This window comes from Synechocystis sp. PCC 7509, from assembly GCF_000332075.2.
Taxonomy (GTDB): domain Bacteria; phylum Cyanobacteriota; class Cyanobacteriia; order Cyanobacteriales; family Chroococcidiopsidaceae; genus Aliterella.
Genome location: NZ_ALVU02000001.1, coordinates 2,624,499 through 2,651,455 on the forward strand (window position 1 = coordinate 2,624,499; position 26,957 = coordinate 2,651,455).

Annotated in this window: 19 protein-coding genes; 6 read left to right on the forward strand and 13 right to left on the reverse strand. The window is 43.2% G+C overall.

Annotated elements, in window-relative coordinates:
- Positions 1-184 precede the first annotated feature (184 nt).
- Positions 185-397 (reverse strand): sulfur carrier protein ThiS, encoded by a 213-nt coding sequence (gene thiS / locus SYN7509_RS0213185; RefSeq protein WP_009632590.1) that lies wholly within the window; start codon positions 395-397, stop codon positions 185-187.
- On the reverse strand, positions 390-1,487 hold the full coding sequence (locus SYN7509_RS0213190; RefSeq protein WP_009632589.1) for a thiamine phosphate synthase: 1,098 nt from the start codon (positions 1,485-1,487) through the stop codon (positions 390-392). The genes thiS and SYN7509_RS0213190 overlap by 8 nt, the downstream gene beginning before the upstream one ends.
- Before the next feature lie 350 nt (positions 1,488-1,837).
- On the opposite strand from SYN7509_RS0213190, the gene SYN7509_RS0213195 reads away from it, so the two are divergent.
- Complete coding sequence (locus SYN7509_RS0213195) at positions 1,838-3,640, forward strand: DUF1565 domain-containing protein (protein ID WP_202807234.1); 1,803 nt, start codon at positions 1,838-1,840, stop codon at positions 3,638-3,640.
- Positions 3,641-3,991: 351 nt separating this feature from the next.
- Positions 3,992-6,406 (forward strand): GH116 family glycosyl hydrolase, encoded by a 2,415-nt coding sequence (locus SYN7509_RS0213200; protein ID WP_009632586.1) that lies wholly within the window; start codon positions 3,992-3,994, stop codon positions 6,404-6,406.
- A gap of 44 nt (positions 6,407-6,450) precedes the next feature.
- Here the strand turns inward: SYN7509_RS0213200 and SYN7509_RS31740 are convergent, their stop codons facing one another.
- The 4 genes from SYN7509_RS31740 to SYN7509_RS0213225 all read right to left on the reverse strand — a co-directional run bounded on the left by SYN7509_RS31740 (position 6,451) and on the right by SYN7509_RS0213225 (position 12,629).
- On the reverse strand, positions 6,451-8,940 hold the full coding sequence (locus SYN7509_RS31740) for a peptidoglycan DD-metalloendopeptidase family protein (RefSeq protein ID WP_084610673.1): 2,490 nt from the start codon (positions 8,938-8,940) through the stop codon (positions 6,451-6,453).
- A gap of 767 nt (positions 8,941-9,707) precedes the next feature.
- A complete protein-coding gene (locus tag SYN7509_RS0213215; RefSeq protein WP_009632584.1) occupies positions 9,708-10,169 on the reverse strand; it encodes a tRNA (cytidine(34)-2'-O)-methyltransferase in 462 nt (153 codons plus the stop codon).
- 199 nt (positions 10,170-10,368) lie between these two features.
- Positions 10,369-11,508, reverse strand: a complete 1,140-nt coding sequence (gshA, locus tag SYN7509_RS0213220) for a glutamate--cysteine ligase (RefSeq protein ID WP_009632583.1) — start codon at positions 11,506-11,508, stop codon at positions 10,369-10,371.
- Positions 11,509-11,711: 203 nt separating this feature from the next.
- Positions 11,712-12,629, reverse strand: a complete 918-nt coding sequence (locus SYN7509_RS0213225; RefSeq protein ID WP_009632582.1) for a histone deacetylase family protein — start codon at positions 12,627-12,629, stop codon at positions 11,712-11,714.
- Between the two features lie 105 nt (positions 12,630-12,734).
- Here SYN7509_RS0213225 and rnc point away from each other — a divergent pair, with 105 nt between their 5' ends.
- On the forward strand, positions 12,735-13,454 hold the full coding sequence (gene rnc, locus SYN7509_RS0213230; protein WP_009632581.1) for a ribonuclease III: 720 nt from the start codon (positions 12,735-12,737) through the stop codon (positions 13,452-13,454).
- On the opposite strand, the gene SYN7509_RS0213235 is transcribed toward rnc, so the two are convergent.
- A complete protein-coding gene (locus tag SYN7509_RS0213235) occupies positions 13,426-15,366 on the reverse strand; it encodes a hybrid sensor histidine kinase/response regulator (protein ID WP_009632580.1) in 1,941 nt (646 codons plus the stop codon). The genes rnc and SYN7509_RS0213235 overlap by 29 nt on opposite strands.
- Before the next feature lie 274 nt (positions 15,367-15,640).
- Here SYN7509_RS0213235 and SYN7509_RS0213240 point away from each other — a divergent pair, with 274 nt between their 5' ends.
- From SYN7509_RS0213240 to SYN7509_RS25900, 3 genes are all read left to right on the forward strand, one after another.
- The gene (locus tag SYN7509_RS0213240) at positions 15,641-16,387 is read left to right on the forward strand and encodes a RibD family protein (RefSeq protein ID WP_227501500.1); all 747 of its coding nucleotides are present in this window, start codon (positions 15,641-15,643) and stop codon (positions 16,385-16,387) included.
- Positions 16,388-16,416: 29 nt separating this feature from the next.
- The gene (locus SYN7509_RS0213245) at positions 16,417-17,604 is read left to right on the forward strand and encodes a GNAT family N-acetyltransferase (protein ID WP_009632578.1); all 1,188 of its coding nucleotides are present in this window, start codon (positions 16,417-16,419) and stop codon (positions 17,602-17,604) included.
- Positions 17,605-18,095: 491 nt separating this feature from the next.
- The gene (locus SYN7509_RS25900) at positions 18,096-19,700 is read left to right on the forward strand and encodes an ammonium transporter (protein ID WP_009632577.1); all 1,605 of its coding nucleotides are present in this window, start codon (positions 18,096-18,098) and stop codon (positions 19,698-19,700) included.
- Between the two features lie 169 nt (positions 19,701-19,869).
- Here the strand turns inward: SYN7509_RS25900 and SYN7509_RS0213255 are convergent, their stop codons facing one another.
- The 6 genes from SYN7509_RS0213255 to pipX form a co-directional block, all read right to left on the reverse strand.
- The gene (locus SYN7509_RS0213255) at positions 19,870-21,282 is read right to left on the reverse strand and encodes an ammonium transporter (RefSeq protein ID WP_028954299.1); all 1,413 of its coding nucleotides are present in this window, start codon (positions 21,280-21,282) and stop codon (positions 19,870-19,872) included.
- A gap of 130 nt (positions 21,283-21,412) precedes the next feature.
- Positions 21,413-24,094 carry a DEAD/DEAH box helicase gene (locus SYN7509_RS0213260; RefSeq protein ID WP_009632575.1) on the reverse strand — a complete coding sequence of 894 codons (2,682 nt, stop codon included), beginning with the start codon at positions 24,092-24,094 and terminating at the stop codon, positions 21,413-21,415.
- Positions 24,095-24,203: 109 nt separating this feature from the next.
- On the reverse strand, positions 24,204-25,019 hold the full coding sequence (proC, locus tag SYN7509_RS0213265; protein WP_009632574.1) for a pyrroline-5-carboxylate reductase: 816 nt from the start codon (positions 25,017-25,019) through the stop codon (positions 24,204-24,206).
- Between the two features lie 97 nt (positions 25,020-25,116).
- On the reverse strand, positions 25,117-25,713 hold the full coding sequence (locus SYN7509_RS0213270; protein ID WP_009632573.1) for a cell division protein SepF: 597 nt from the start codon (positions 25,711-25,713) through the stop codon (positions 25,117-25,119).
- Between the two features lie 200 nt (positions 25,714-25,913).
- Positions 25,914-26,582 carry a YggS family pyridoxal phosphate-dependent enzyme gene (locus SYN7509_RS0213275; protein ID WP_009632572.1) on the reverse strand — a complete coding sequence of 223 codons (669 nt, stop codon included), beginning with the start codon at positions 26,580-26,582 and terminating at the stop codon, positions 25,914-25,916.
- The gene (gene pipX / locus SYN7509_RS0213280; protein ID WP_009632571.1) at positions 26,579-26,854 is read right to left on the reverse strand and encodes a transcriptional coactivator PipX; all 276 of its coding nucleotides are present in this window, start codon (positions 26,852-26,854) and stop codon (positions 26,579-26,581) included. Before pipX ends, SYN7509_RS0213275 begins: the two co-directional genes overlap by 4 nt.
- Between the last annotated feature and the right edge of the window lie 103 nt (positions 26,855-26,957).

Below are 26,957 nucleotides of genomic sequence, written 5' to 3' on the forward strand. Positions count from 1 at the left end.
CTGTTGATTTTAGATAAATTTTCAACCAGTTTCTGTTGAACCATGCCGACGGCAAAAACTTCTTAGTGAATTTTTGCCGCTACGTTTACCTTTCACAAGGCTACCTTTCTAATTTATCGTTTCTCATCCTTCTTGGGGATCGTTTTTAATAAGAGATTTCCCAGGGAGATAACCGAACATTGCTCTACCCACCGCCAACAATTGTTACGACTTCTAGGCGATCGCCTGCTTGTATTTTTGTGTCTGGCCAAAATTGCCGATGGAGAATTTCGCCGTTGTACTCTACCGCCACCAGGCGCGGGTTAAATCCTAATAGTTCCAGCACTTGCGGTAAAAATGCACCTTCGTTGCAGCTAAAAGTTTCGCCATTTACTTGCAAGGCGATCGCGTTAGGCATGATTGTCTGAGTAGTCTGGGGGTAAACTTGGCATCGATGGACGGCGATTTAATTGCGCCAAAAAGTATTGAGTAATTAGTGTTGGGTGCTGCGCTTGCATCAAACTCCGCACTACTGCCACTCGTTCGCCTCCGGCTCCAATTACGTCATTAACATTATTTACACTAATTCCACCGATCGCAAACCACGGAATAGTTGCATATTTAGCAGCGTAACGCACGTAATCTAACCCGGCGGCGGCTTTACCTGGTTTTGTTGGTGTTTCGTAAACCGGGCCCACACCTATATAATCAGCGCCTTGCTCGATTGCTTGCTGCATTTCTTCAGGATTAGTTGTCGAACTGCCAATAATTCTTTGCGCTCCAAGTAATTCTCTAGCTACGCTTACCGGCGCATCTTGCTGTCCTAAATGCACGCCATCGGCGTTTACAGCCATGGCTATATCTAGGCGATCGTTGACGATAAATAATGCCCCGTATTGATGGCAAAGTTGGCAAAGTTTTTCGGCGGTGGCTAAACGAGTGCGATCGTCGGTAGTTTTGTCGCGGTACTGTACTAGAGTTAATCCGCCTTGCAACGCTGCTTCCACAACATTGAATAGGCGATCGATCGGTGACGTAACAAAATACAACTTTGAGTCTGCAAGTGATTGTTGACGCTGGTAGCCTAACAACTGGCTTTCAAGAGTATAAACCTGATAGCGAATTTGTTTAAATGCGCCGCCCATTGTCGGATGATAAAGCTTGCCGTATTCTTCTAATACCCTTAATGCTTCTTGGACGCGAGAGAAATTTACTTGCAATAATTGCTCGATACTAACGCGTTGCTGTTCTTGGGGGTGGGTTAATTCTGTACCCGGATCGCCTGGTGTATCTCGCGCTGCTCGTAATTCTGGCGTATGCCAACTAGCCAATTCTTGGCGTAACTGCTTACATTCATTGGTCAACTGGACGCTATTGATACCAAAGCGACACCATTCTTCAATAATTCTTAACCCTTCACGGGCGCGGTCTAAGTTGGCATCCAAGATGCGACAAACTGTTGCCTGCACTTGTACTCCTTGGTTATATCTGTTGACCATCAATAGCATTAGCAGTAGTCTTTTTATCCTATCAGCCAATGTTACTGTTTTCACAATGTAACAGTTAGTTGACAAATATACGCTATTTATTACTATAAACTTTGCCCGCGTAGCGTTTCAACACTACTAATATAAAAATGCTTTGGGGGAAAATAGCAGTAACTATTTTTTTTAGCCATTGATTTTATCCAACATCGGCTGTATAAACAAAACAAATATATAAAATATTGCCAGCAAGTTAGAAGCTCGTAAATAGTCCCAAACAAACTACTTGCCATCGGCTTGCAACTAATAGCTTCTTATTGATGTCGTTAAACAATGCCACAATTGTAAATTTATTGATTGCTCAGAGGAGTGCCGTGAATTTCCTACATCATCCTAGCTACTTTCTTAAGATCGCCAAAACTTCTACTTACTTAATTGCTCCCGTTATCGGCTTGACAACTATTGCCATAATGTGCAGCCCAAACTCAAGTTTGGCTCAACCACAGATAAATAGAGAAACAATTGTTCAAGTATCTACTTCGGCAAACAAGCTATTTGTCAACCCCGCCGGAAATGCGACGGGTAACGGCAGCGAAAGTGCGCCTTTTAAAACGATTACTCAAGCTCTGCAAATAGCGGGAAATAATAGTGTAATTGTTTTAGCTAATGGTACTTACAGCGCCGAATCGGGGGAGACATTTCCTTTAGTCCTCAAAAGCGGAGTATCTGTTTTAGGCAATTCCCAATCGCGGGGGAAGGAGATTGTAATCAATGGTGGCGGTGCTTATATGAGCCGTACCTTTGCTAGGCAAAATATTACAATGTTGGGGGCAAATAATGCCACTATTTCGGGAGTAACAATTACAAATAATAATCCGCGCGGTTATGGATTGTGGGTTGAATCGAGTAGTCCCACCGTCAGCAACAATACTTTTACTGGCAGTAAACATGATGGGATTTCAATTACCGGGAATAGTGCGCCAAAAATTGTCGGCAACTACTTTTATCTAAATGGCGCTAATGGAATGACAATTTATGGCACATCAACGCCAGAAATTCAGGAAAATGTTTTTGAAAAAACTGGATTTGGAATTAATATCGCCCAAAAAGCAGCGCCAAGTATCATTAATAATCGTATAATGCTTAATCGCTCTGGAATTATCACCCAAGCGAATGCGCGTCCAGTATTGCGCGGTAATGTTATTGAAAATAATACGGAAGATGGATTAGTAGCAATTTCTACAAGCTTGCCGGATTTGGGAACAAAAGCCCAGCCAGGAAAAAATGTATTTCGTCAAAACGGACGCTTTGATATTAATAGCAGCGCGTCAAAGCAGCTATTGGTAGCTTTTGGCAATCAACTAGAGCGCGATCGCATTAGTGGTAATTTGGACTTGAGCGGGACAGTAAACCCAAGTCAGCCTCAAATTGCTCAAAATGTTCCTAGTATTAGCAGCCAGCCAATTAAACCCTCACTAGCGCCGATAGCTAGGACAACATCATCACCACTTTTTAGCAACCCTAGGACTACAGGAGCGCGACTACCTGCACCGCCTCTAGGCAACATTCAACCTAATGCTGGGGCGATCGCACCAGCCAGTAGCAGTGTAGTTTCCATTCAAAGCATTGAAATTATTGTGCCGCCGCCAGAAGATTCTTCTAGTACACCGACTATTGAAGTCGCAGCAAATGTTTCTCAAGGTAGCGATACTAACAGTATTTCCCAAATTGATGTGCCGCCGCCGCCGATTGTCTCTGGGCAAATTATCCCTCCAGCAACGATAGACAAAAATCTCAACCTACCTGTATTGCAGTCGGCTCAAATTATTGAATCTGAACTTTTACCTGTACCTGGGGGTAATATTCCCATTGGTAATAGTCGTAAATTGCCTAAAGTACCCGTGCGGCAAAATATTAATGTTTCATCAGATGGTAGTCCTCCCTTTCCCCCAACTCAAGCTAGTAGCCTTGGTTTGCGTTATCGGGTGATAGTAGCCGCCGATAGTAAAAGCCAGCAAGAGCAAGTGCGAAGTTTAGTTCCAGGAGCGTTTAGAACGTTTAATAACGGCAATGTGCTAATGCAAGTGGGAGCTTTTAGCGATCGCGCTAAAGCTGAGGAAATGCAGCAATATTTGAGTAGCCAAGGGATGACAGGTAAGATCGAACAGTTAAATTAGAGGTTAAATTTGGGAGAAGTGCGATCGCCTTTAATGGAAAGTAGGACTTTTCCTAACTAATCAGACGATATTAGTTGTTACTTCGTTGTGTGAATAGATGGCTTTTTGGGTGACTTTAGGCGATCGTGCCATTTTTCGTCAACTTCTGCGGTTAAGTCGCATAGTTCTTTAGCTTTTTGTTCAGCTTCTTGAGCTAGAGATAGCAGTTCAAGTAAAATTTTCTCGTCTGGAAGTTGTTTCAGGAGAGTTTTAATAGAGCGATCGCATAATCAATTAGTAGAGTTTAGAGCTTTGGCAAGAGGTCTAAAGAAGCGTTTGCAAGCATTGCTGCTGTAATCGTAAGATGAGTAGATGAAAAATCACCTCTTACCCCAAAAAATTCCCCCCTGTACTTGGAATCGTCCCATTGGCTTAGGATGGGACAAACCCTACACTGTTCGCAATCCCAGCAATCTCGATGATGGTGCTTGGCATGGTATGCCTTTAGGCGGCTTTGGCGCGGGGTGTATTGGGCGTTCCTCGAAGGGCGATTTTAATCTGTGGCATATTGACGGCGGAGAGCATACTTTTAAAAGCATCCCCGCTTGTCAATTTAGCGTTTTTGAGCAGCAAAGCAATTTAGCCTATGCTTTATGTACCGAAGCCCCAGAAGACGGTAGTTTAAAAGCTTGGCAATGGTATCCGCAAAATAAAGGAACATACCACGCTCTTTATCCTCGTAGTTGGTTTGTCTACGAAAATGTATTTCTCTCTCAGCTAACGTGCGAACAGTTTTCGCCGATATTGCCAGATAATTACAGAGAAACTAGCTATCCTGTAGCAATCTTTGTTTGGAAAGCCCATAACCCTACAGATCAACCGCTAACGCTTAGTATTATGCTGACGTGGCAAAATATGGTGGGCTGGTTTACAAACTCAATTAAATCTCCTCAAGTACGAGTTAGAGATGATGGAAGCCCAGTTTATGAGTACGAACCGCGTTTAGGACAAAGTGCGGGAAATTACAATAAATTAGTAGAAACTGCTGATAGTTTAGGTTGTATTTTAGCTAGAGTTGGCAGCGACGATGTTGCCCTTGAAGGTATAGGACAATGGGTGATCGCAACTTCTATTAATCCCAAATACCAAATATCCCACCATACTCGCTGGAATCCGACTGGTACAGGCGCAGATGTCTGGCAAAGCTTTTCAACTGATGGCTCTTTACCTAACTATATAGACGAAACACCGATTGCCGACGGCGAACAATTAGCAAGTGCGATCGCTATTAAATTTACTCTAGAGCCTGGAGAAAGTCTAGAAATACCTTTTGTTTTGGCTTGGGATTTCCCGATTACAGAATTTGCACCGGGAGTAAATTATTATCGTCGCTATACAGACTTTTTTGGGCGCAATGGTTCTAATGCTGAAGCGATCGCATTTAACGCTTTACAACATTACCAAACCTGGCAGCAACAAGTTCAAGCATGGCAGCAACCAATTATTGATCGCACTGATTTGCCCGATTGGTTTAAGATGGCTCTATTTAACGAGCTTTACGATTTAACTAGCGGCGGTACGCTGTGGAGTGCGGCGGATGAACGCGATCCCGTTGGACAATTTGCCGTCTTAGAATGCTTAGATTATCGTTGGTACGAAAGCTTAGATGTTCGGCTTTATGGCTCTTTTGGCTTATTAATGCTGTGGTCGAAGTTAGATAAATCTATTTTACGCGCTTACGCAAGAGCAATTTCTACAAGCGATCGCACTCTTAGAGAAATTGGCTACAACCAAGCTACAGGATTAAGAAAAGTTGCGAATGCGACTCCCCACGATTTGGGAGCGCCAAACGAACATCCCTGGGAAAAAACTAATTACACCAGCTACCAAGATTGCAACTTGTGGAAAGATTTACCTAGCGATTTTGTCTTGCAAGTTTACCGAGATTTTGTCCTAACAGGTTCTACCGATTGGGAATTATTATGGGATTGTTGGGGCGCAATTGTCCAGACTTTAAATTATCTCAAAACTTTTGACCTTGATAATGATGGGATTCCCGAAAATTCGGGAGCGCCAGATCAGACTTTTGATGATTGGCGTTTGCAAGGAGTTAGCGCCTACTGTGGTGGATTGTGGTTAGCGGGACTAGAAAGTGCGATCGCCATTGGCAAAACTTTAATTAGTTACCCTCAAGAGCATCCTTTAGGAGAAATGCTTACTTCTCCCTTAAATCAACCGCCCATTGAGGAAACCATTGGTATTTATCAAACTTGGTTAGAGCAAAGTCGCCCAGTTTACCAAGAAAAGCTCTGGAATGGGCAGTATTACAAGCTTGATAGTGAAAGCGGTTCTGATGTTGTGATGGCAGATCAACTATGCGGACAATTTTATGCTCGATTGTTGGGCGTGCCTGATATTGTAGAAAGCGATCGCACTGTTTCTAGCCTCAAAACTGTTTATGAGGCTTGCTTTCTTAAATTCCACAATGGAGCTTTTGGGGCAGCTAACGGCTTAAAAATTGATGGTTCTCCAGAAAACCCCGATGCTACCCATCCTTTGGAAGTATGGACGGGAATTAACTTCGGACTGGCGGCTTTTTTGCTCCAAATGGACATGAAAGAGGAAGCCTTTAAGCTCACTCAAACCGTAGTTGAACAAATTTACAACAACGGGCTGCAATTTCGTACCCCCGAAGCGATTACAGCAGTAGGCACATTTCGAGCCTGCCACTACCTGCGCCCAATGGCAATTTGGGCAGTTTACGGGGTACTAAATAATTTTAAATAAATTGGGAATTGGGAATTGCTTAATTACCCATTCCCAATTACCCATTACCTAGCTTTTGGTAACAAAGCCATAGGATTAACCGCCCCTTTACCACCAGGATGTAATTCAAAGTGGAGGTGAGGCCCGGTACTACGCCCAGTGCTACCCATAAGCGAGATTTGCTGCCCTTGTTCTACAAATTGACCTGGTTGCACCAAAAGTCGATAGTTGTGAGCATAGCGAGTTAAAGTGCCGTCAGCGTGTTGGATGTCAACTAAGTTGCCATAGCCTCCCTTATTCCAACCAGACTTGATTACTACTCCTGGTGCGACAGCAAATATTGGTGTGCCTACAGGTGCGGCAATATCAATCCCTCGGTGCATTCTTCCCCAGCGCCAGCCGTATTTAGATGTTAATGCACCTCTAGCTGGCCATATATAACCATTAAAAGAAGCTGCACCATTAGGCTGAGGTAAGTAGTTCAACACTGGATCTAAGGGCGGCAACTCTGGCGTAACTTGTTGTCCTGAAAAAGATGCGTTGGAGTTGTCTAAACTTGTCGGGGCTGTAGCTACTCTACCTCTAACCGTAGCTGGAGCCGAATAGTTGGTTTTATTCAATAGTTGCTTTTGGGTAACAGGTTTTAAGTCTTGTGAAGTTTGAGCAACTCGGAACTCTGGATTAACAGGTTCGTTACCCAAAGTCGCCCTAGGCTTAATTACTTCTTGATCGCGATCGCTCTTGACCGCTTGTACTGGCACAATAAGATTGCTGCTACTGTGTGCATAATATTTTTGCTTTAGCTTTTGTACGTCATTTTGTAATTGCTGGGCGTACTGCACTTGTAATTCATTTAGGGCAGTTGGTTTTAGTGGTTCTGCCTCGGCTTCGGCTTCTGTAATATTACCGCCGATTCCAGTATAGGTTGCTGAATTTGTAGAGACGAGCGTTACTTTACTTGGCGATCGCAGCGTCGAAACAGATGAGCTTTTAGCATCTGCTAAGGGCTGTTCTTCAATTGGTGGTAACACGACAACGTTTGCTTGAGTTTTCATGCTAGTCAAAGCCGGAAGTTTTAGCTTTTGATCTACTAGCAGCAAGTCTGGGTTGTGCAAATCATTGAATTTGGCAATTTCTGGCAGCGATAGCCGATGCAGAGAAGCAATGTTTGTAAGCGTGTCTCCTGACTTGACTTGGTATTCTGTCTCCATAGAATTGACGATAATTGGCTCGTTGATGCTAGGGACTTCTGCTTTAGCTGGGGTAGACTGTTCTACTTTTTCTCGTGTATTTTGGGTGGCAAGTTGATGATTGTCAACTTCTTTGACTGCTTCTGTAGGAGTAGCAAGTTCTTGTGGAACTACAGAAGGAAGTACAAATACTGGTAAAGACGCTTGTACCGATTGCTCTGAAGCTGCTTTAGCTTCTAGCGCCGATTGGGCAATTTCTGCTGAAGGAGTAACCCAGTTTTGGCTATCTTGTACAGCTACAGGCAATCTCAGTGCTTCTGTAGGTGACGGTTGCGCCTCAAATTCCATGCCTTGATTGGTAGTTACCCCAATTTCTGGTACTTCGTTTGCGAGTTTTTCTTCCCCTTGTTCTGGGTTAGTTAGCACCGCCATTGGCTGGCTATTGGTAATTTCTGGTAACACTAAATTAACGCTACTAGAGACTTGTGCTGGCGCTTGGTTTAAAGGCGCAGGATTTTCTTGAGTTTTTAAGCGATTTATGAGTAGCCTTTGTTTAGCTGTCCAAGCGCTATTTGCTTCGGGAATAACTACAACTTCTGCTTGTGGTAGTGCTGGCGCTTGGTTTAAAGGAGCAGGATTTTCTTGAGTTTTTAAGCGATTTATGAGTAGCCTTTGTTTAGCTGTCCAAGCGCTATTTGCTTCGGGAATAACTACAACTTCTACTGGCGATTCCGCCACTGAGGTTGAAAAAGAATTTGTATTATTTGCTGCTGGAGTTTGTATTATTTCAACACTTCTACTAGCTTCTACCCATGTTAGCGATCGCGTTGTTTGGCTAGTTGTGGCTGCTCTCGGCGTTATGGCTTGTTTTTGCTCTAAAGAAGCTGCTTGTTGATGTTGCTGTAGCGCTGGTGGTTGAGCCTCTATTTGGCTTGACGAGGGCAACTTGGGAGTAAAGTTTGTTGCCGGGGCGCTCGATTGAACAACCTGATGGCTTGGTTTGACCGCTAGTTGTCTTGCTGTCTGGCGATACTTGAGTGCAAAAGCTACCTGAGGAGGTGTTACCGCAGGTATTGGCTCTACCTGCACTGGTGCTATTACCACCGTATTTTGTACCGTTTCTGGAGCGGCAGAGTCTTCAATAGACGACGTGGAAGTGCTACTAATCTTCTCTGGCAATTGGGCCGCTTGCACAAGTAAAAGGTTTGGCGCTCCTATGGACACTGTCAAGCCAATCATGGCTGCCGAAGTCCGAAATATCCGCATTTTTACTTTTGGGTGTGGCTGTAATTGTCCTTCCAGAGCATCCTTGCTGATGATACAACTGGGCAAACTCTTAACTTTTTTAGTCCATGCTCGTTTCAAAAACGACCTCCTAGAAACACGCTTTGCTTGACTGCTGTTGATTAAATAAATCAACTATCGTCTTGCTTTCAGTACACTATAATTTTCTTTCGCCCTCATCCAACAGAGATAATTTAATTCCTATCTTCTGGATAATTTAATTTACACAAGTTTACACTAATTTGAGAAAATTTCAATATTTGAGGATAAAAGACCCAAATATTAATTGCTAGTTATTGAGTAATCGTTGTTGGCTCTCCTAAAATAAATGACGGGAGATTTAAAACGATGCGATCGCCCTACAGGGCTAATTTGGATAATTTGCTCGATTTAGCATAGGCTATGTTGATGACAAGCACCAATATTAGGCAAATTTTTGTAATATAACCTCACGTACAAGACGCTTTGATTATTTGGATTACCATCGCAAAATCTACCCAATAACTTCAATAAAAACAAGTGGGGGGATCAATTTATTCTTTGCGGACACAAATTAACTATTAGACCGTTCTAATTCCCCAAACCTTTACTAGGCAAGACATTAATTGCTACATTTGCGCTTCTAATTAGTTAAATTAGGACAAAAAAATTTGGCGTTAAGTTGAATTTGACTTGCTTAAGTAATATAGGAATTTCTTATAAGTGTTTCCTGCCTCAAGTATCTAGACTGTGTTAAAAGTATAGGCTCATTTACATTGCTTAAAAGCAGGTAGAATCACGAGAATTAGCTTTTGTAATCAAACCTAAAAAGCCACCCTATAGCCGTAATATTACGGATAAAATTAAAGTTATTTTAATAACTCAACTTGCCGACAAGCTTCAAACAAACCTACAGCTACGCTGACGGAAAGGTTTAAACTTCTTACTCCTGGCTGACTCATGGGAATATAGGCGGTTTGCTGACAAGAAGTTAAAATTGTTGGTGGCAATCCTGTAGTTTCACTGCCAAAAAGTAACCAATCATCCGGCTGAAATTGAATGTTCAAATAACTACATTTACCTGCAACACTAAAACCAATGGTGCGCCCTCCCTGCTGCTGCTGGTAAAGTTGAAAAGCAGCAATAGATTCGTGATAGTGCAGGTTTACGTAGGGCCAATAGTCTAATCCAGCGCGTTTGAGGTAGCGATCGCTAATTTCAAAACCTAGAGGTGCAACTAAATGTAGATTTGTACAGGTAGCGGCGCAGGTGCGGGCAATATTGCCTGTATTGGGGGGGATTTGGGGGTTAACTAAGACAACTTGAGGCATTTAAGGCTTGTATTGCACCAGAAGGACAAATTATTGGGCAATATAATAGTTTAATTAAACCTAGAGTTTTTACATAGGCTTAACTAATAGTTAATTGATTGATTAGATATTCTGAAGCGTTGATTTAGCTTGATGTTAGAAAATGCGTTTTTAACCAAAAGCTCCCCTAGAAATATCTCAAGGAGCTTTTCAGCAGTTATTAGGCAAGCAAAGATGGACATAGTTTGTCTTCTAGCTCTAATTCTCGCTCTGCCATAGCTACTTGAGCATAAGTGACAACTTGTCTTGGATCGAAGCCGCAAGAATTTAGTCTTAGCCACTGCTGGGCTTCATTTCCATCGCTCAGTAGTTTTACTAACGGAGAAAGAAAACAGCTAAAACCTTTTTGCTTAGAAATATCCCATACTTGCGAGTAAATTTCTTCAATCCAATCTCTAGCAACAATACTTCTACCGTCTTGCCAGTGGGTCAAAGTAGCATCCAAGCTATTTCTAGCTGCCGCCGCTTCGTTATTTTTGGTCACTTCCAATAAACTTGAAGGACTGAAGATACTGCAAGTCAGAGGGTCTAATCCGGGGTTTTCTAGCAATTGCCAAAGGCGGGCTTCGATTAGAGCCGTAATTGCTAATAAAGAAATGGGATTGCTAACTAAATCGCAAATTCGTAATTCGAGACGATTTAGATCGTAAGGACGGCGATCGCCATTTGGTCTGACGGAAGTCCACAAATGACGGACATTTTGCATTGTCCCGGCGGCGATTTGGGCTTCTACCCATGCGATATGGTGAGCGTGGCTGGTAAATAAAGGTACATCTGTGGGGGTTTGTGGGAATAGTCCCCAACGAGTAGAATGATAGCCAGTAACCAAGCTATCTAAAAAAGGTGAAGAAGCGCTAAGAGCAAGATATAAAGGTGCTTCTACCCGGACAAGACGACAGGCTTGCATTAATAATTCCGGGTCATCAATCCCAATATTTATATGGACGCTAGCGGTAACAACTTTAGTGCCGTAAGTCTGCTCAATGTAACTATGGTAAAGGTTATTAATATCGGATCTGTAAAAAGTATCGCTACCGCCTAATGATAAGGTACTGCCAGGAATGAGCGTATAATTGCCTAAATGCTGTAAATACTTTCGCAACCGTTGTCGAGGTCGCACCAAATCGCATAATAAAGTGTCGTATTGAGTGGAGGGCAGAGTAATGTATTCTACATTGCGGCTATCAGGTTCGCGCATATAGCCGTCAACGGATGCCACAATTTGGTCAGAAAGACCGACAATATCACCTTGGGGCGTTCCCGTATACATTTCTATTTCAAAGCCCTTTGATAGCAGCACAGGTTTTTCCTCGGCTTTTTTGATTTAAAAAAAAATTGTATCCACTCAAACAAATTTTTTCATCTGTCTTTAGAACAAAAGCTTGGTATACGCTAGCTTTTGGCTAATAAACATCAATTTTACCATTTATTTTGATCTTTCCTACTTACAAGGTGCGAGGGTTAAGGGCGATCGCGTTTAAGGAATATTTAAGTCACATCAAACTACAAACTGTATTGACGATAGGTTTGACTAGCGGCACGATGAAGTAGAGAGTGACGATAAACCAAGCTCTTAAGATCCTCTGCATAACCGCCGCCAATTACACAAGCAACCGGGTATCTAGCCGCAATACAGGTACTTAAAACTTGCATTTCCCGGCGAAAAATCCCTGTATCGGTGAGGGCTAATTTGCCCAAGCGATCGCCTACGTGAGTATCTACCCCCGCATCATACAAAACTAGATCGGGCTTAACTTGATTTAGGACATCTGGCAAATAATTGGCTAGGGTTTGTAAATAATCCTCATCTTCCATCCCTACCGGGAGGGGAATATCTAAATCGCTAACTTGTTTAGTACCAGGAAAATTGACTTCGCAGTGCATGGAAAAAGTAAACACGCTGTCATCGTTTTGAAAGATAAAAGCCGTACCATCGCCTTGATGTACATCTAAATCGATAATTAGGATTTTGCGGGCAAGATTGAGGCGCTGAATCACGCGCGAGGCGATCGCTAAATCGTTAAAAATACAATAGCCCGATCCGTAGCTGGGGAAAGCATGATGAGTACCCCCCGCCGTATTGCAAGCTAAACCATATTTGAGAGCGAGTTGAGCCGTTAAAATTGTGCCGCCGACGGCGGTACAAGTCCGCTTAACCAAGGCTGGACTCCAAGGTAAACCAATCCGCCGTTGGGCTTTAGCATCTAACGTACCTTGAAGGTAGGCTTGGACGTATTCGGAGGTATGAACTAGCTCTAGCCATTGCTGGCAAGGAATTTCTGGTAAAAAAAATTGTTGAGGATGCGCTACGCCAGTAGCTATAAGTAGTTCGTACAGTTGCCGAAACTTGGGCATAGGAAAACGATGCTGCTCTGGCAAGGCTGCAACATAATCGCAATGATAAATTAACGGTAAATCCATAAAGATCGAGTTGTTTGAGGAGCCAGGAAAATTTGCTCCTATTAATTACTTCCCTAGAAGTCGATTACACTGTGTCAATGATATAGACAGTTTGCTGAAACTTCCATGACGAATTTAAGTTATCCGCGTCGCCAAAAGCAGCTAGAAAGCTTGCTGCAAATAATCGGCATCCAATCATTAGCTTTGGTAAATTGGCAATTGTTAGATTTGGCACTGACTCATCCAAGTGTCTCTAGCCAGGCAAATTACGAACAATTGGAATTTGTAGGCGATGCGGTAGTGCGCCTTGTAGCGGCAGAAGTGTTGTGGGAAGTTTATCCAGATTGGAAAGTAGGGGAATTTGCGGCAATTCGTTCGGTATTGGTAAGCGATCGCATTTTGGCTTTTTTGGCTACTAAATACAGCATCGAATCCTACTTGCTGGTTACTAGCAGTGACAAAGAAGGGCAACAGTCAAGATTAGCTGATGCTTTTGAAGCCGTATTAGGGGCTTTATATCTTAGTACCCATACTTTAGAATTAATTAGACCTTGGCTCGATCCGCACTTTATGCAATTAGCCACAGAAATTCGTAGCGATCCAGCGCGGCTAAATTACAAAGCTGCCTTGCAAGAATGGACTCAAGGACATTTCAAAGTCTTACCAGAGTATCGAGTCATAGAAAATACTCAAGGGCATCGTCCAATGGCTACCGATGAGCGGTTTAGCGCCCAAGTTTGGCTGCAAGATCGCCTACTTGGTCAAGGTATTGGGCGCTCGATTAAAGCGGCGGAACAAGCCGCCGCTCAAGTTGCTTTTAGGGTATTGAGCCAGCAGGAGGAGTAGCGATCGCCCTGGTTTTTATCTCTGGAAATTGTGGTAGTTCTAAAACATTGCTCGCAGGCAAAAAAATCACCACCGTTGTACCTTGGTTAATGCCTGCACTGCACAACATAATACTACCGCCCATTAGTTCAACTAAATTTCTGGAAATAGCAAGTCCTAGCCCTGTACCGCCAAATTTTCGCGTTGTCGTGCCATCGGCCATCCCAAAAGGACGAAATAGTTTATGTTGCTGGGATGGCTCGATACCTATGCCGGTATCTTCAACCATAATTGAGACTCGCCAGCTATTACTACTTGCTTCTAGTTCGATTTGGGTTTGAATTGTAATGCTGCCAGCTTCAGTAAACTTTGCAGCATTGCCAATTACATTGATTAATACTTGCTTTAACTTAGCGCGATCGCTTTTAACTATAATTGGCTCTGGTCTTTTGGCGGTAATTAATTGTAAGTTTTTTTTGTGAATATCGATCGCCTGTAAACTAATTACTTCGTGCAATACCTGCTGTAAATCTAATTCTTCCATCACCAAAGAAAGCTTGCCCGATTCAATTTTGGCAATGTCGAGCAAGTCGTTAATAATACCTAGTAAGTGAATTGCCGCTTCTTCTGCTCGTTCTAAAAACTCTGTTTCTTCTTGTTTGTCGTCACAGCAGTCTTCTCGAACTAGACGAATGCAATTGATAATGGCATTGAGGGGGTTTCGCAGTTCGTGGGAGGTGGTAGCTAAAAAATTACTTTTGCTCTCATTAGCAGCTTTTGCTTCTTCCCAAGCTATTTCTAGTTCTTCGGCGGACATTTTCAACCGTTCTACCATGCGATTGAGGGCAGTGGCTAGTTGGTTGAATTCCCTAATTTTGAAATTATGGGGCATCCGTTTGACTTCATGGTGATTTTGCAATTTGAGAGCGTAGTCTCGCAGTTGCTCTAATGGTTCAGCTAATTTCCGTGCTAGATGTAGGGCTGTTAATAAGCTTACCCCTAGTAAGCTGATTGTCAGTAAAACTAAAATTAATTTTATTTCTTCTAAACCCTGTAAGGCGGTGTTTTGGGCTGTGACGGCAAGGATTACCCAGTGTTTGCCCTGCTCGGTCGTAATTGGGCTATCAATAGCTTTGTAGCTGGCTAAGAACGTTTCACCATTTTGGATAAAGGAAAAATTGTTTAAATCATTTTCTGGTCTAGCGATCGCTTTGCTGACCATTTTTTTCCATAGCTGTGAATCTGGCTGTTGACTAATATTACTTCCTACTCGCTCGGCTAGTGGATGGACGATAATAGTGCCATTTTCGGCAATTATCACTGTTGAATCGGTGATTGTGCCTGCATTGGGTGGGCGAGTATTGCCTTGATTGCTGTTCAAAATCAATTGCATTTGCAAAGCATAACGACGTTGAGGCGAATTACTATATACAGGCGCAGAAAATAGCAATGTTTGTTTTTTTGCTGCGGATGAACCTGTAAATACCGATCTAATTTGGATATTTTGTGGCTCTAACATCGCATTTCCTTGCTGTGACCACACGCCGGGTTTTATCACTGGATACAGGCGATCGCAGGTACTAGCAATTAATTTATCTTCTGACAAATTTGTCAGTTGCAGGCATTTAATATTGTTTGGTAGTTGAAGCAGAAGCTTTCTCAAAAATTGTTGAACTTCTATCGGCGAACCTGATTTGAGCGCTGTAGTTTGACTTGCTAACAGCATTTTTGTTTGCATGGTAGCTATTTTGGCTTGGATTTGTTCGCTTTTTTCTACGGCGCTAATATTGATGTACTGGTGCGCTCTTTCCAGCAAACTAGAGCGGACTTTGCGAAAAGCAACAGCTTCACCGATTAACAAAACTGGTACGCTCAAAAGTAATATTCTTGATAGCAAAATGCGACGAAACGAGGATTGATTGAGCTTAACCATATAACAACGTCCTCAAAGCAAGACAAAACCTAAAATTATCTAGGAGCGCGATACTAATATCAGTTTTTTTGGACTTACTCACGATTTAGCATTTTTTTAGGTTTTGGATATTTTTAATATCTACAGCTTGTAGACCTAATTCTCCAGACAAATTTAAAAAATACTTTGGTTGGGCATTGATTACAAATTAATTTAAGTTGGTGAAGTAGGTAGATAATATCTGTATTTGTCATAATATCCTGCTCTCTGTTAAAAAGCTGTTATCTATGTACAAGTGTCTTTTCAGCTAATAGCTAACGATCGCGCGATGATACTACCTAACAATCGTCCTCACACCACTGTAGTTTTAGCAATGAGCGCCGATGGCAAAATTGCTGACCAAGGGCGATCGCCGGCGCGGTTTGCTTCTCCAGCCGACAAAGATCACCTAGAGGAGCAAATCGCCGCCGTTGATGGTGTTTTATTCGGCGCTGGTACACTGCGAGCTTACGGCTCTACTATCCGTGTCTTGAAGCCACAACTTATACAACAAAGATACCAAAAATTGTTACCTCCGCAACCAGTCCAAATAGTGGTTTCTGCTAGTGGGAATATCGATCGCCAATTATCGTTTTTTCGCCAACCTGTACCCCGGTATTTATTAACTACGAGTCACGGCGCAAAGCCTTGGCAAAATAAGACAGAATTTGATCAAGTTATTGTCTGTCAAGCATCTACCAAAAGTAAGATTAATTGGATAAATGCCTTAGAAATATTATCAGCAATGGGTTTAAAACGCTTGGCGGTATTAGGGGGCGGCGAGATAGTCGCAGCAATGTTAGCCGCCGATTTAATTGATGAATTGTGGTTAACGATTTGTCCTTTACTTTTGGGGGGAAACAATGCCCCCACTCCTGTAGGAGGTGAAGGATTTAGAGAAATAGTTGCTCCGCGTCTAGAATTAGTATCGGCAAAAGTCATTGTTTCAGAAGTTTTTTTACATTATCGCCGCCAACGAGAGGACGATTTAAGTACCCTGTAGAAGTAGCCTTGCCGTCACAGATTTTTTGTATGGTTAAATCGATTCAGCCTAGTTATAACGTTGCTTGGATTAACAAAATTGCCGAAGTTCCCCAAGCGGCATGGGATGCCCTCGCTATGCCCCTCAAAACGCCTTTTTTGGAGTGGGAATGGTTAAATAATTTAGAAAGCTCTGGGAGTGCTATACCCCAAGCTGGTTGGTTGCCGAATCATTTAACTATTTGGCGCGATCGCACTTTAATTGCCGCAGCACCAATGTATCTTAAAGGTCATAGTTACGGAGAGTTTATTTTTGACCAACAGTGGGCAGAAGTATCGCAACGAATTGGGGTGGATTATTACCCAAAACTCTTAGGAATGTCACCTTTTACCCCCGCCGTTGGCTACCGTTTTTTGATAGCGCCGGAAGAAGATGAAGACGAGATGACTGGGTTGATGATCAGGGCGATTGATTATTTTTGCGATCGCCAAAATATTTCGGGCTGTCATTTTTTGTATGTCGATCCCGAATGGAAACCAGTTTTAGAGCGTCATGGTTTTACAGCTTGGCTTCACCATAGCTCAATTTGGCAAAACCAAGAATTTAAAAGCTTTGACGATTATTTGACAATATTTAACGCCAATCAGCGCCGCAATATTAAACGCGAACGCAAAGCTGTAGAAAAGCAAAGTTTGCAGTTGCAAGTGTTGACGGGTGATGAGATTCCTAAGTCATTATTTCCGCTTATGTATAGCTTTTACGCCGATACTTGCGACAAATTTGGCTGGTGGGGAAGTAAGTATTTAACTAAGGGATTTTTTGAGCAGCTATACGCTCATTATCGGCATCGGGTGGTATTTGTAGCCGCTTATAACGAGTTAGATAAGCGTCAACCCGTGGGAATGTCTTTTTGTTTGACTAAAGGCGATCGCCTGTACGGGCGCTACTGGGGTAGTTTTCAAGATATTGATTGCTTACACTTTGATGCTTGCTACTACGCGCCGATTGAGTGGGCAATCCACCAAGGAATCCAAACTTTTGACCCCGGTGCAGGGGGCAGACATAAGAAGCGGCGAGGCTTTCCCGCAAGTCCCAATCACAGTATGCACCGCTTTTATAATCGGCGATTGACGCAAATTTTACTTCCTTATATCAAAGAAGTAAACCAGATGGAACAGCAAGAAATTGAGGCGATTAACCAAAACTTACCTTTTAATCCTAGTAGCGAAGATAAATAAAATAAATTGCCTGAATAAAGTTACTCAGGCAATGGCTAATTTGCTTTCCCTACACAGGCTAATACAGCTTATTTAGATAAAAAACCGTGAATTTTCGGTAATAGGCTGATTATCAGATAACAAACTAAGTGTAAATACTTGGTTTCACTACTACTTGCTCTCGGAACTTATGGTGAGTGTATCGTCAGCAAAATGCTACTTTAGCGATCGCCTCTTGCAGGATTAAAGTCCGCAAGGTAGGGCGTTACCTTCATTACCTAAACTTGATAATTATCTCCATTTTGTAGAAGCAAACTTCTAAACATTTGTATTTATTTTTACAGAAATAATGCTTGCTGTGATACAAAATAATCTTCTTAAAAGGCACTAACAATGTAGTTTTGCTTTAGTAGAACAAGTTATTTCAGGTCTTTTGCTATAGCTTGATTTTGTTAGAAGTCAAGATTTTACCAGATTATCAAGTGTTTACTAATTAAGGATCGTTGCGACTAATGAAGGTAAGATTCACACCCAAGCACAAGAGGAAGAACACGAAAAGGCGGCTAAAAGGGCATTCCCGCTTTAACAAAAATATACCGATTTTAGCTCCGTTAGAGCGAGCAATTAAACAACTGACTCCTAGTTGGCAAGCCTGCATCCCTCTAGCAACCTTAATTGTGCTGGTGTGGGGTTACGCCGCCGTCGCTCAAGATGCACCCCCTGCAAGTACCGATAAGGTAACGCAAGACTTGCAAAGCTTGAGGGTGGGGATAGACACCTTATGGGTATGTATAGCTGCCTTTTTGGTGTTTTTCATGAATGCGGGTTTCTGTATGCTAGAAACTGGGTTTTGTCGGCAAAAAAACGCTGTTAACGTGCTGTCAAAAAACTTAATTGTGTTTGCCATATCTACCGTAGCATTTTGGGCGATCGGTTTTGCCTTGATGTTTGGCGATGGCAATCCATTCTTTGGGACTAATGGCTGGTTTTTAAGTGGAGCCGACAATAGCCCAGCAATGGGAGATGCCTATCAAGGTGTTTTTGGCGCTCTAAATTGGACAGGCGTACCTCTAGGGGCAAAGTTTTTGTTTCAGTTAGTGTTTGCTGGAACTGCTGCCACAATTGTTTCTGGAGCGGTTGCCGAACGCATTAAATTTGTTGACTTTTTAATTTTTAGTCTATTGCTTGTCGGTATTGCTTACCCAATTACCGGACATTGGATTTGGGGTGGTGGATGGCTTGCAAAAGCAGGATTTTGGGACTTTGCCGGATCGACAGTAGTTCACGCCGTTGGTGGCTGGGCAGCTTTGATGGGTGCAGCCTTTTTAGGACCCCGTCTGGGCAAATATCAAAATGGTGTCTCGATAGCAATGCCGGGACACAACATGAGTATTGCTACTTTAGGCGCTTTGATCTTGTGGCTAGGATGGTTTGGGTTTAATCCTGGTTCAACAATGTCAGTAAATCCAAGTATTGCCCATATTGCTTTAACAACAAACATAGCAGGGTCTTTAGGTGGGATTGCTGCTACCATCACCGCTTGGCTGTATCTAGGCAAGCCAGACTTATCGATGATTATCAATGGCATCCTGGCAGGGTTAGTTGGGATTACAGCAAGTTGTGCTTTTGTGAGCTTGCCTTGGGCGGCAGTAATTGGAGCGATCGCCGGAGTAATAGTCGTTTTTTCTGTCACCTTCTTTGACAGAATCAAAATTGACGATCCGGTAGGTGCAACCTCTGTTCACTTAATTTGTGGCATTTGGGGAACCCTGGCAGTAGGTCTATTTGCCGAAGGCCCGGCGGGTGCGTTGAATCTATACGAAGAAGGTTTAGGCCCGATTAAGGGCTTACTACTGGGGGGAGGTTTCCAGCAAGTTTGGTCGCAAATTATCGGTATTGTCTCGGTAGGAGGTATCACTGTTCTCCTCAGTACAATTTTCTGGCTGGCACTCAAGGCTACCCTTGGTATTCGCGTGACGGCGGAAGAAGAAATTCAAGGTTTGGATATTAGCGAACATGGCATGGAAGCCTATAGTGGACTTCTTAAAGAGGCGGACGACACCGGGCTTGAAATGGCTTCTAGTGGGGGAACACAGCGATCGCAGGGATTTATCTAGTAGATCGTAACTAATAGCTCAAATAAGATCGAAACTGCCCATAAACTTACAAGTTTATGGGCAGTTTTTTTAGCAAAGAAACAACAGGGGATTAAATCCTAATTCCGTATGCCTAGGAACTTAAGTGAAACTTATCATTTTTTTGCCCAAGGTCTATTGCGTCCAGCAATTAAGAATTTTGCTTGATACTTAATCCCCCTGCAAATTCTTCTCCATAACCTTCTTCGCCGTGTTCAACGATATCCATACCTTGGTATTCTTCCTCGGCAGAGAGACGCAAACCAACGGTAGCATCAAGGATTTTGAGAATTATAAACGTACCAACTCCAGCGAAAATAACGGCAACAGCGATCGCCGCTAATTGAATGCCAAGTTGACCAAAGTTCCCGCGCAGTAGTCCATCTTTACCAAACTCATTGACTTCAACAGTAGCAAAAATCCCGGTTAAAATTGCCCCTACCGTACCACCTACACCATGTACGGGAAAGGTATCTAAGGAGTCATCAATTTGGACTTTATGCTTTAAATTAATGGCAAAAAAGCAGCAAACGGCAGTAATACTACCAATTAATATTGCTGCTAGAGGTGGCACAAATCCGGCCGCAGGTGTAATCCCCACTAAACCAGCTACTGCACCTGTTGCAACGCCTACCGCCGTTGGTTTACCACGTAAAACTTTTTCTAAAATTAGCCATGTTAACGCCGCCGCCGCCGCCGCCGTATTGGTAGTCACAAAAGCAACCGTAGCCAAGCCGCCAGAAGCCAAAGCACTACCAGCGTTAAATCCAAACCAACCAAACCATAGCAAACCCGCACCTAGCAAGATAAAAGGTACATTGTGAGGGGAGGTTAACTGACTTGGATAGGTTTTGCGCGGGCCGATAACAATTGCCGCTACTAGAGCCGAAATTCCAGAGCTAATGTGTACTACCGTACCACCCGCAAAATCCAAAGCGCCAATGCCACCGTACAATCCTAAAAAGCCACCTTTTGCCCATACCATGTGAGCTAAAGGACAATAGATAAACGTTGACCAAATTAGCACAAATAAAGCATAAGCCCGGAAACTGACGCGCTCGACAATTGCTCCAGAAATTAGCGCTGGGGTAATAATTGCAAACATTGCTTGATAAATCATGAATGTTTGGTGAGGAATAGTTGCGGAGTAAGAAACTACTTCCTCTGGTGCGGAGCCTTTTAGATAATCAGTTACCGCCATCGAAGCGCTGACACCATTCAAGCCTAGCCATTGCAAGCCACCAATAAAAGGTGTGCCTGGAGCAAAAGCCAGACTATAACCCCAAAGAACCCAAGTTACACCAACTATACCCATGAGCAAAAAGCTCATCATCAAAGTATTTAAGATATTGCGATCGCGCACAAACCCGCCATAGAAAAAAGCTAACCCTGGAGTCATCAACAAAACTAGCGCCGAACACATTAACATAAATCCTGTGTCCGCCGACGTTTGAGCCGCAGCTATCAACTCTTCAGTAGTTGCCGCCAATGCTGGAGAGATGAAAGGAGAGCCTACCAGCAGCATTAGCGCGATCGCTGCTGTAATCAATATCTTCTTTACCACTTACTTTAACCTTTTATATCTTTAGATAGAGTGCAGTGAATCTCATTGCATCAGTATCACCAGTAGCAATTCCGTATAGTAAGATACAATTCTTTCAATTAATAAAAATATAATTGCCGTCAATGCCCATCTACTGCGCCGTTTCATTCACGGGAAAACGATCTATTAATTGCACAGCGCGATAAGCATTGCGTTGTAAAGAGGTTGGCAAATGGGGAACATAGGGTATTTGCGACAACAAGTCTAAGGTGCGGCGCAAAAGGCGGACAACATCACCTTCATCTAAGCTTGTGTGGCTGCATAGTTCTACCCAATCGACTCCCAGCGCCCATTGTTCGAGCAAAGCAACTAAATCGTACTCTAACCAAATCGGTAAAGTGATATTGTAACGGCGTTGCAGTTGAAATAAATTCCGCCGGGTAGAGCGTAAGCCAGCTAGAGCTTCTTCTACAGGGATTGGTAAGGTATAGCGTACCCAGGTATCGGGACGAGGGGTTTCTGTAACAATTGCGGCGATCGCCGCCGCTAAACATTGAGGATCTAGTTCGTCAAATTCACCGCTTGCTAAAGCTAGACCAATCCATAACTCATTGTCGCCGCGAATTGCCGCCGCCACTTGTCCTAAATCGGTAGGTTCTAAGTCTTGCAAACAACCAAATCGCTGCAAAATTTCGATTAAATGCAAAAATTCTTCCCAGTGACGCTGGGAAGTCTTTTCTAATTCTGCTTGACGAGTAGCAATTTCTGCTTCTATCTCCATTGCTTTGTTTCGGCGCTTAAAAAGTGTTGCCGGGTTGCCCAATTCATGCAAAGGATGAGCTTCAATTTGTGCGCTTACTGCCTGAACTCGCTGTTGTTGAGCTAAAACTTCGGGCGCAGTATGAATAATTGCCTGCGAGTTGGGAATTAAATCGGCAATTAGTTGAGATTCTTGGTTTCCTCGGCGCGATTGTCCAGGTTTAATCGGCATTTCTACCGGAGGCAAAAGATCGCTTTGAATCTCTAGACGTGGTAACTCAGCGTGTAAATCTACAACATCGCTGGTTGTCACCACATACCAGCGATTATTTGCCCCTAAACATACTAAATATGGCGCTTGTCCTGCTCCAGGGGTTTTGGCTACGAGGACGGCGGTTAGCGGTACGGAAGTAGCGACATTTTTTCCCTTCAAGCTCAAAAGCGTACCCGTCATGGCGAAGCTAATCGTGAGACTTAATTGTTCTACCCGGTCATCAGTAGCTTGCTCAACTAAAGTTTTTAGTAGCTGGGTTTCAACTTTAAGCCGTTGGCGCAATTTTTCGTAGTTTTGCAACTGCGCAGGATCGACCGATGCAAGCTGCTCTTGAACTTGGGCTAATTGAGCTTGAACAAGGGCGATCGCCTCGTATTGAGGTTTTAGGTATAAATTGGCGATATACTGCCCAAAACTGCGTTCTATGAGTTCTTTTGCTTGTTCTAGGGTGTGAGTTTGCAGTAAGTTCAATACCATGCCATAGGTGGGCGTAAACTGACTAACCAAGGGGTCAGCTTTAGCTGTTGCTAAGTAAGCGGCTTCTTTTGCCCCTTCAAAGGGGGTTTGAGCCGTGACAACGTAGCCGCGCTTATCCATTCCCCGGCGACCAGCCCTACCCGCCATTTGCAGGAATTCTGAACCATTCAATAATCGATGTCCGCGATCAGTGCGTTTAGATAAACTAGAAATTACCGTAGTTCGCGCTGGCATATTAATTCCCGCCGCGAGAGTTTCCGTTGCAAATACAACTTTAATTAGCCCTTGCTGAAATAATTCTTCTACCAAGCCCTTCCATGCTGGCAATATTCCGGCATGATGAGCAGCAATACCGCGATACAAAGGCTGAACTTGTCCAATCCGTCCCGCGTCGGGATTGCGCTGCAAAAATTCATCAATTTGCCACTTTAGTTGGGCTGCTTCGCTAGGATTGACTAATGTTAGCGTTCCCAAATCTTCTACGGCTTTATCGCAACCTCGACGGCTGAAAATAAAGTAAATAGCTGGCAGCATATCCCTAGAACTTAGCTGATTGAGCAGGTAGATTATACTTGGGGCTTCGGGTCTTGCACCATTACGCCGAGCATCCTTAGCCTTTTGCGCGTCAATACTACCGCGTTTTGGGCGCAGGCGAGGATTAATTTTGCCGCCTTCAAGTAAAGGAAATAGCCCTTTAACATTGCAAAACTTAAATTCTAAAGGTACGGGGCGAAAATCTGAATAGATTAGTTGAGTTGGCCCATGAACGGTATTAATCCAGTCGGTAAGTTGGTCGCTATTGGCAACGGTAGCTGAAAGAGCGACTAATTGAATTTCTCTAGGACAGTAAATAATTGATTCTTCCCAAACTGTCCCCCGTTGGCGATCGTTCATGTAATGACATTCGTCTAAAACTACTGCTTCCACTCCCTGCATTGATGTTCCCACTTCGCCGATGGGTGTACCGTAGAGCATATTGCGGAAAATTTCGGTCGTCATCACCAGGATGGGAGCTTCTCGATTAATCGAAACATCTCCTGTCAATAGTCCTACTTTGTCTGCGCCAAATACTTTACGAAAATCGCGTAATTTTTGGTTAGATAAAGCTTTAAGGGGTGTAGTGTAAAATACTCGCTTTCCCCGACTCAGGGCGCGATGAATGGCGTATTCACCAATTAATGTTTTTCCCGAACCTGTAGGCGCACAGACAACCACCGACTTGTCAGCATTTAAAGCAGCGATCGCGCTAGTTTGAAATTCATCTAATTCAAACGGAAAGATGTCGTTTAAATTCAATTCGGGCAATATTTGGGAAACGTCCACTTTTATTTAGGCGAGAGGCAATATATTTTTAAGGCAGATTAGAAACGCCACCTTTAAAGGTTATCAATACTGATTGTAAGACAAATTATTTAATAAAATATTTGGGGGCTTATTTTCCCAATTCAACAGATCGCGCTGTAGCCGCTTGCACTGCTTGAATCAACGCCGAGCGCAATCCACCCTTTTCTAACTGCGCTACCCCAGCAATGGTAGTTCCCCCAGGACTTGTAACTCGATCTTTGAGTTCGGCGGGGTGCATTTTTGTCGTTTGCAATAATTCTACAGTGCCTTTGATGGTAGCTAAAGCCAGTTGCATAGCAATGTCTCTTGGTAAGCCCGATTTTACCCCACCATCGGCTAAAGCTTCAACAATCATTGCTACGTAAGCGGGCCCCGATCCTGATAATCCTGTCACCGCATCCATTAAGCTTTCGGGAACTTCTACCACTTCCCCAACCGACTCAAATAGTTTTCTAGCTATTTGGCGATCGCTATCTTTTGCCTCAGAACCCATCGCCAGAGCGGTAATCCCTGCTCCTACGGTAGCTGGGGTATTGGGCATAGCTCTAATTACGGGTAATTGCTCAAAAGCTGACTCCAATTGACTTAACTTTACCCCTGCCAAAATTGAGATGATTAATGGTTTCGAGCCGCTTGCAGTCAAAGTCTGGGCTAATAAGTTGGCAACTTCGGTAAATATTTGAGGTTTGATCGCAAGTAAAATTGCGCCAGTGCTACGAGCTACGGCTTGGTTGTCGGCGGTTACTTGTACGCCATAGGTTGCAGCCAAATAATCGCGGCGCGTCTCTTGAACTTCGCTAACTATAATCTCTTGAGGTTGATAAATTTGCGCTACCATCAAGCGGGATAATAGCGCTTCGCCCATTACCCCGCCACCAATTAACCCCAGCTTGCTTTCGAGCAATGCAATTATCCTTTTATAAACAGTTATTCTCACCTGCCAAGGACAGGACAAATTACCGTGTAAGGATATTACTCCTTACATAAAGTTCCCTCAACTACTAACTAGACTGGGCTATCCGCGTAGATTCCGGTGTCCATGAAGGCGTTGGGACTGTACTGCGTCCAGTGCGGGCTTGAGCTTGTACGGCTTCATTAACTCCACCCGATTGGGTTGTAACTTGAACGCAGATTGGCGTGAATAAAAATATACTTTCTCCTACCCGCTCTTGATGACCATTGATCGCATAAGTGCCGCCCGCAACAAAGTCTACGGCTCGTTGGGCTTGATCTGGATCTAACATGGTGAGGTTGAGTACCACCGATTTGCGATCGAGCAGCGCTTGAATTGCTTGGGGCATTTCTTCAAACGTGCGCGGTTCCATAACTACTACTTCATAAGTGCTATTATTTGTGCCTGGCATACCAATCACATTGTTTAGTGGTGTACCTGTCTCATTGTTGTCTGAGGCAACAGAAATTCTTTCGCGCATCCGACGACGACCGTTGCGTTCGTCGTCCGGCATAGATTGAACCTGCTCTTGTTGGTAGGTATTGCGATAGCCATCGCTATTCCCATTATCTTCGTATTCATCATACTCGTACTCAATCGGGTCATTTAAACCCACAAATTCTCTTAACTTTGAAAAAATACTCACTGTTTATCTTCCTCCTGACGATTCACACCTTTAGTTAACTTGTAAAAGCAATTTTTATCAAGGGCTATAGGACTTGCCTAATTAAGCACCTCAAATTGTTTGCAAATAAATACCTTTAAAGCAGTTTATGAATTTATAAGATTAATAACCTATGTGAGTAATTAACGCAACCTTTGCGCTGATAAATCTTTTTGTACTACTTAAGAGCGCTCCCCAAACAAAATTTTTCCTAAGCGTATCATTGTTGAGCCAGAGGCGATCGCGATTTGGTAGTCGTCCGACATTCCCATTGACAACTGCAAAGTTGGTTGCAAGTGCAGGCAATTTTTGGTTTGAATTTCTTTGAGCAAAATCTTAGTCCGGTCAAACACGCTTTTTATTTCGTTTTCATTTAATCCCAGGGGTGGAATTGTCATTAATCCACGAATTTGTAAATTTTTACAGCGATCTAAATCAGGTAAATCTACCCAAAGCTGAGGTATAGTCCAACCTGTTTTTTGGGGATCGCTCTCGATTTTTACTTGCAAGCAAACTTTAGGAGGTTGATAATGATTTTCTTGAACTAATTTATCTAATTGTTGTGCCAATTTTAAGCTATCTACTGAGTGAATCCACGCAAATAACTCTAGGGCTTTTTTAGCTTTATTACTTTGCAATCTGCCGATAAAGTGCCAGGTAATATCTGTCAAATCTGCTAATTGCTCTTGCTTGGCTTCAGCTTCTTGGACGCGACTTTCGCCAAAGTCGCGAATTCCTGCTCCGTAAGCAATACGCATTGCTTCTACTGACACTTGCTTGCTCACAGCAATCAACTTCACTGAATCGGGCAAATTTTGCCGAATTTGAGTAATGCGTGCGGCAATAGTCATAATTGGAAAGTGCTTTGCAGAATTTTTTGCAGTTGTTCGTACTCTTGAATGTGTCCGCTACGGCGTAGCAAACGCAAACGAGTTTCTAGTAACAGACGAGCTTGAGAGCGGCTAACAGATTCAAATTTCATGCCGCTAGGGGGTTCGTTGGTAACTAAAAAAAACAAGCGTTGAGCATAGAGAGTAGTAAATAGCTCTTGGTGTTGTTCGAGGACGCAAACTCTAGAAAGTAGACCAAAGGTGGGATGATTTAGATAGTTTTCTGTATTCATCAAATCTTGACGCAGGTAAGACTAACTTTCCAAAGAATTAGGCAGATTATGCCGATAATAGCTTGCTTTGGGCGCAAAAAGTAGATGAAAATATTTTACGCCT

What these genes read in the sequence shown, in the direction of transcription:
- SYN7509_RS0213200 (WP_009632586.1), top strand. Translation starts at nt 3,992, where the DNA reads ATGAAAAATCACCTCTTACCCCAAAAAATTCCCCCCTGTACTTGGAAT.
- SYN7509_RS0213190 (WP_009632589.1), bottom strand. Translation starts at nt 1,487, where the DNA reads ATGCTATTGATGGTCAACAGATATAACCAAGGAGTACAAGTGCAGGCA.
- pipX (WP_009632571.1), bottom strand. Translation starts at nt 26,854, where the DNA reads ATGAATACAGAAAACTATCTAAATCATCCCACCTTTGGTCTACTTTCT.
- SYN7509_RS25900 (WP_009632577.1), top strand. Translation starts at nt 18,096, where the DNA reads ATGAAGGTAAGATTCACACCCAAGCACAAGAGGAAGAACACGAAAAGG.
- SYN7509_RS0213275 (WP_009632572.1), bottom strand. Translation starts at nt 26,582, where the DNA reads ATGACTATTGCCGCACGCATTACTCAAATTCGGCAAAATTTGCCCGAT.
- SYN7509_RS0213235 (WP_009632580.1), bottom strand. Translation starts at nt 15,366, where the DNA reads ATGGTTAAGCTCAATCAATCCTCGTTTCGTCGCATTTTGCTATCAAGA.
- SYN7509_RS0213215 (WP_009632584.1), bottom strand. Translation starts at nt 10,169, where the DNA reads ATGCCTCAAGTTGTCTTAGTTAACCCCCAAATCCCCCCCAATACAGGC.
- SYN7509_RS0213225 (WP_009632582.1), bottom strand. Translation starts at nt 12,629, where the DNA reads ATGGATTTACCGTTAATTTATCATTGCGATTATGTTGCAGCCTTGCCA.
- thiS (WP_009632590.1), bottom strand. Translation starts at nt 397, where the DNA reads ATGCCTAACGCGATCGCCTTGCAAGTAAATGGCGAAACTTTTAGCTGC.
- SYN7509_RS0213245 (WP_009632578.1), top strand. Translation starts at nt 16,417, where the DNA reads ATGGTTAAATCGATTCAGCCTAGTTATAACGTTGCTTGGATTAACAAA.
- rnc (WP_009632581.1), top strand. Translation starts at nt 12,735, where the DNA reads ATGACGAATTTAAGTTATCCGCGTCGCCAAAAGCAGCTAGAAAGCTTG.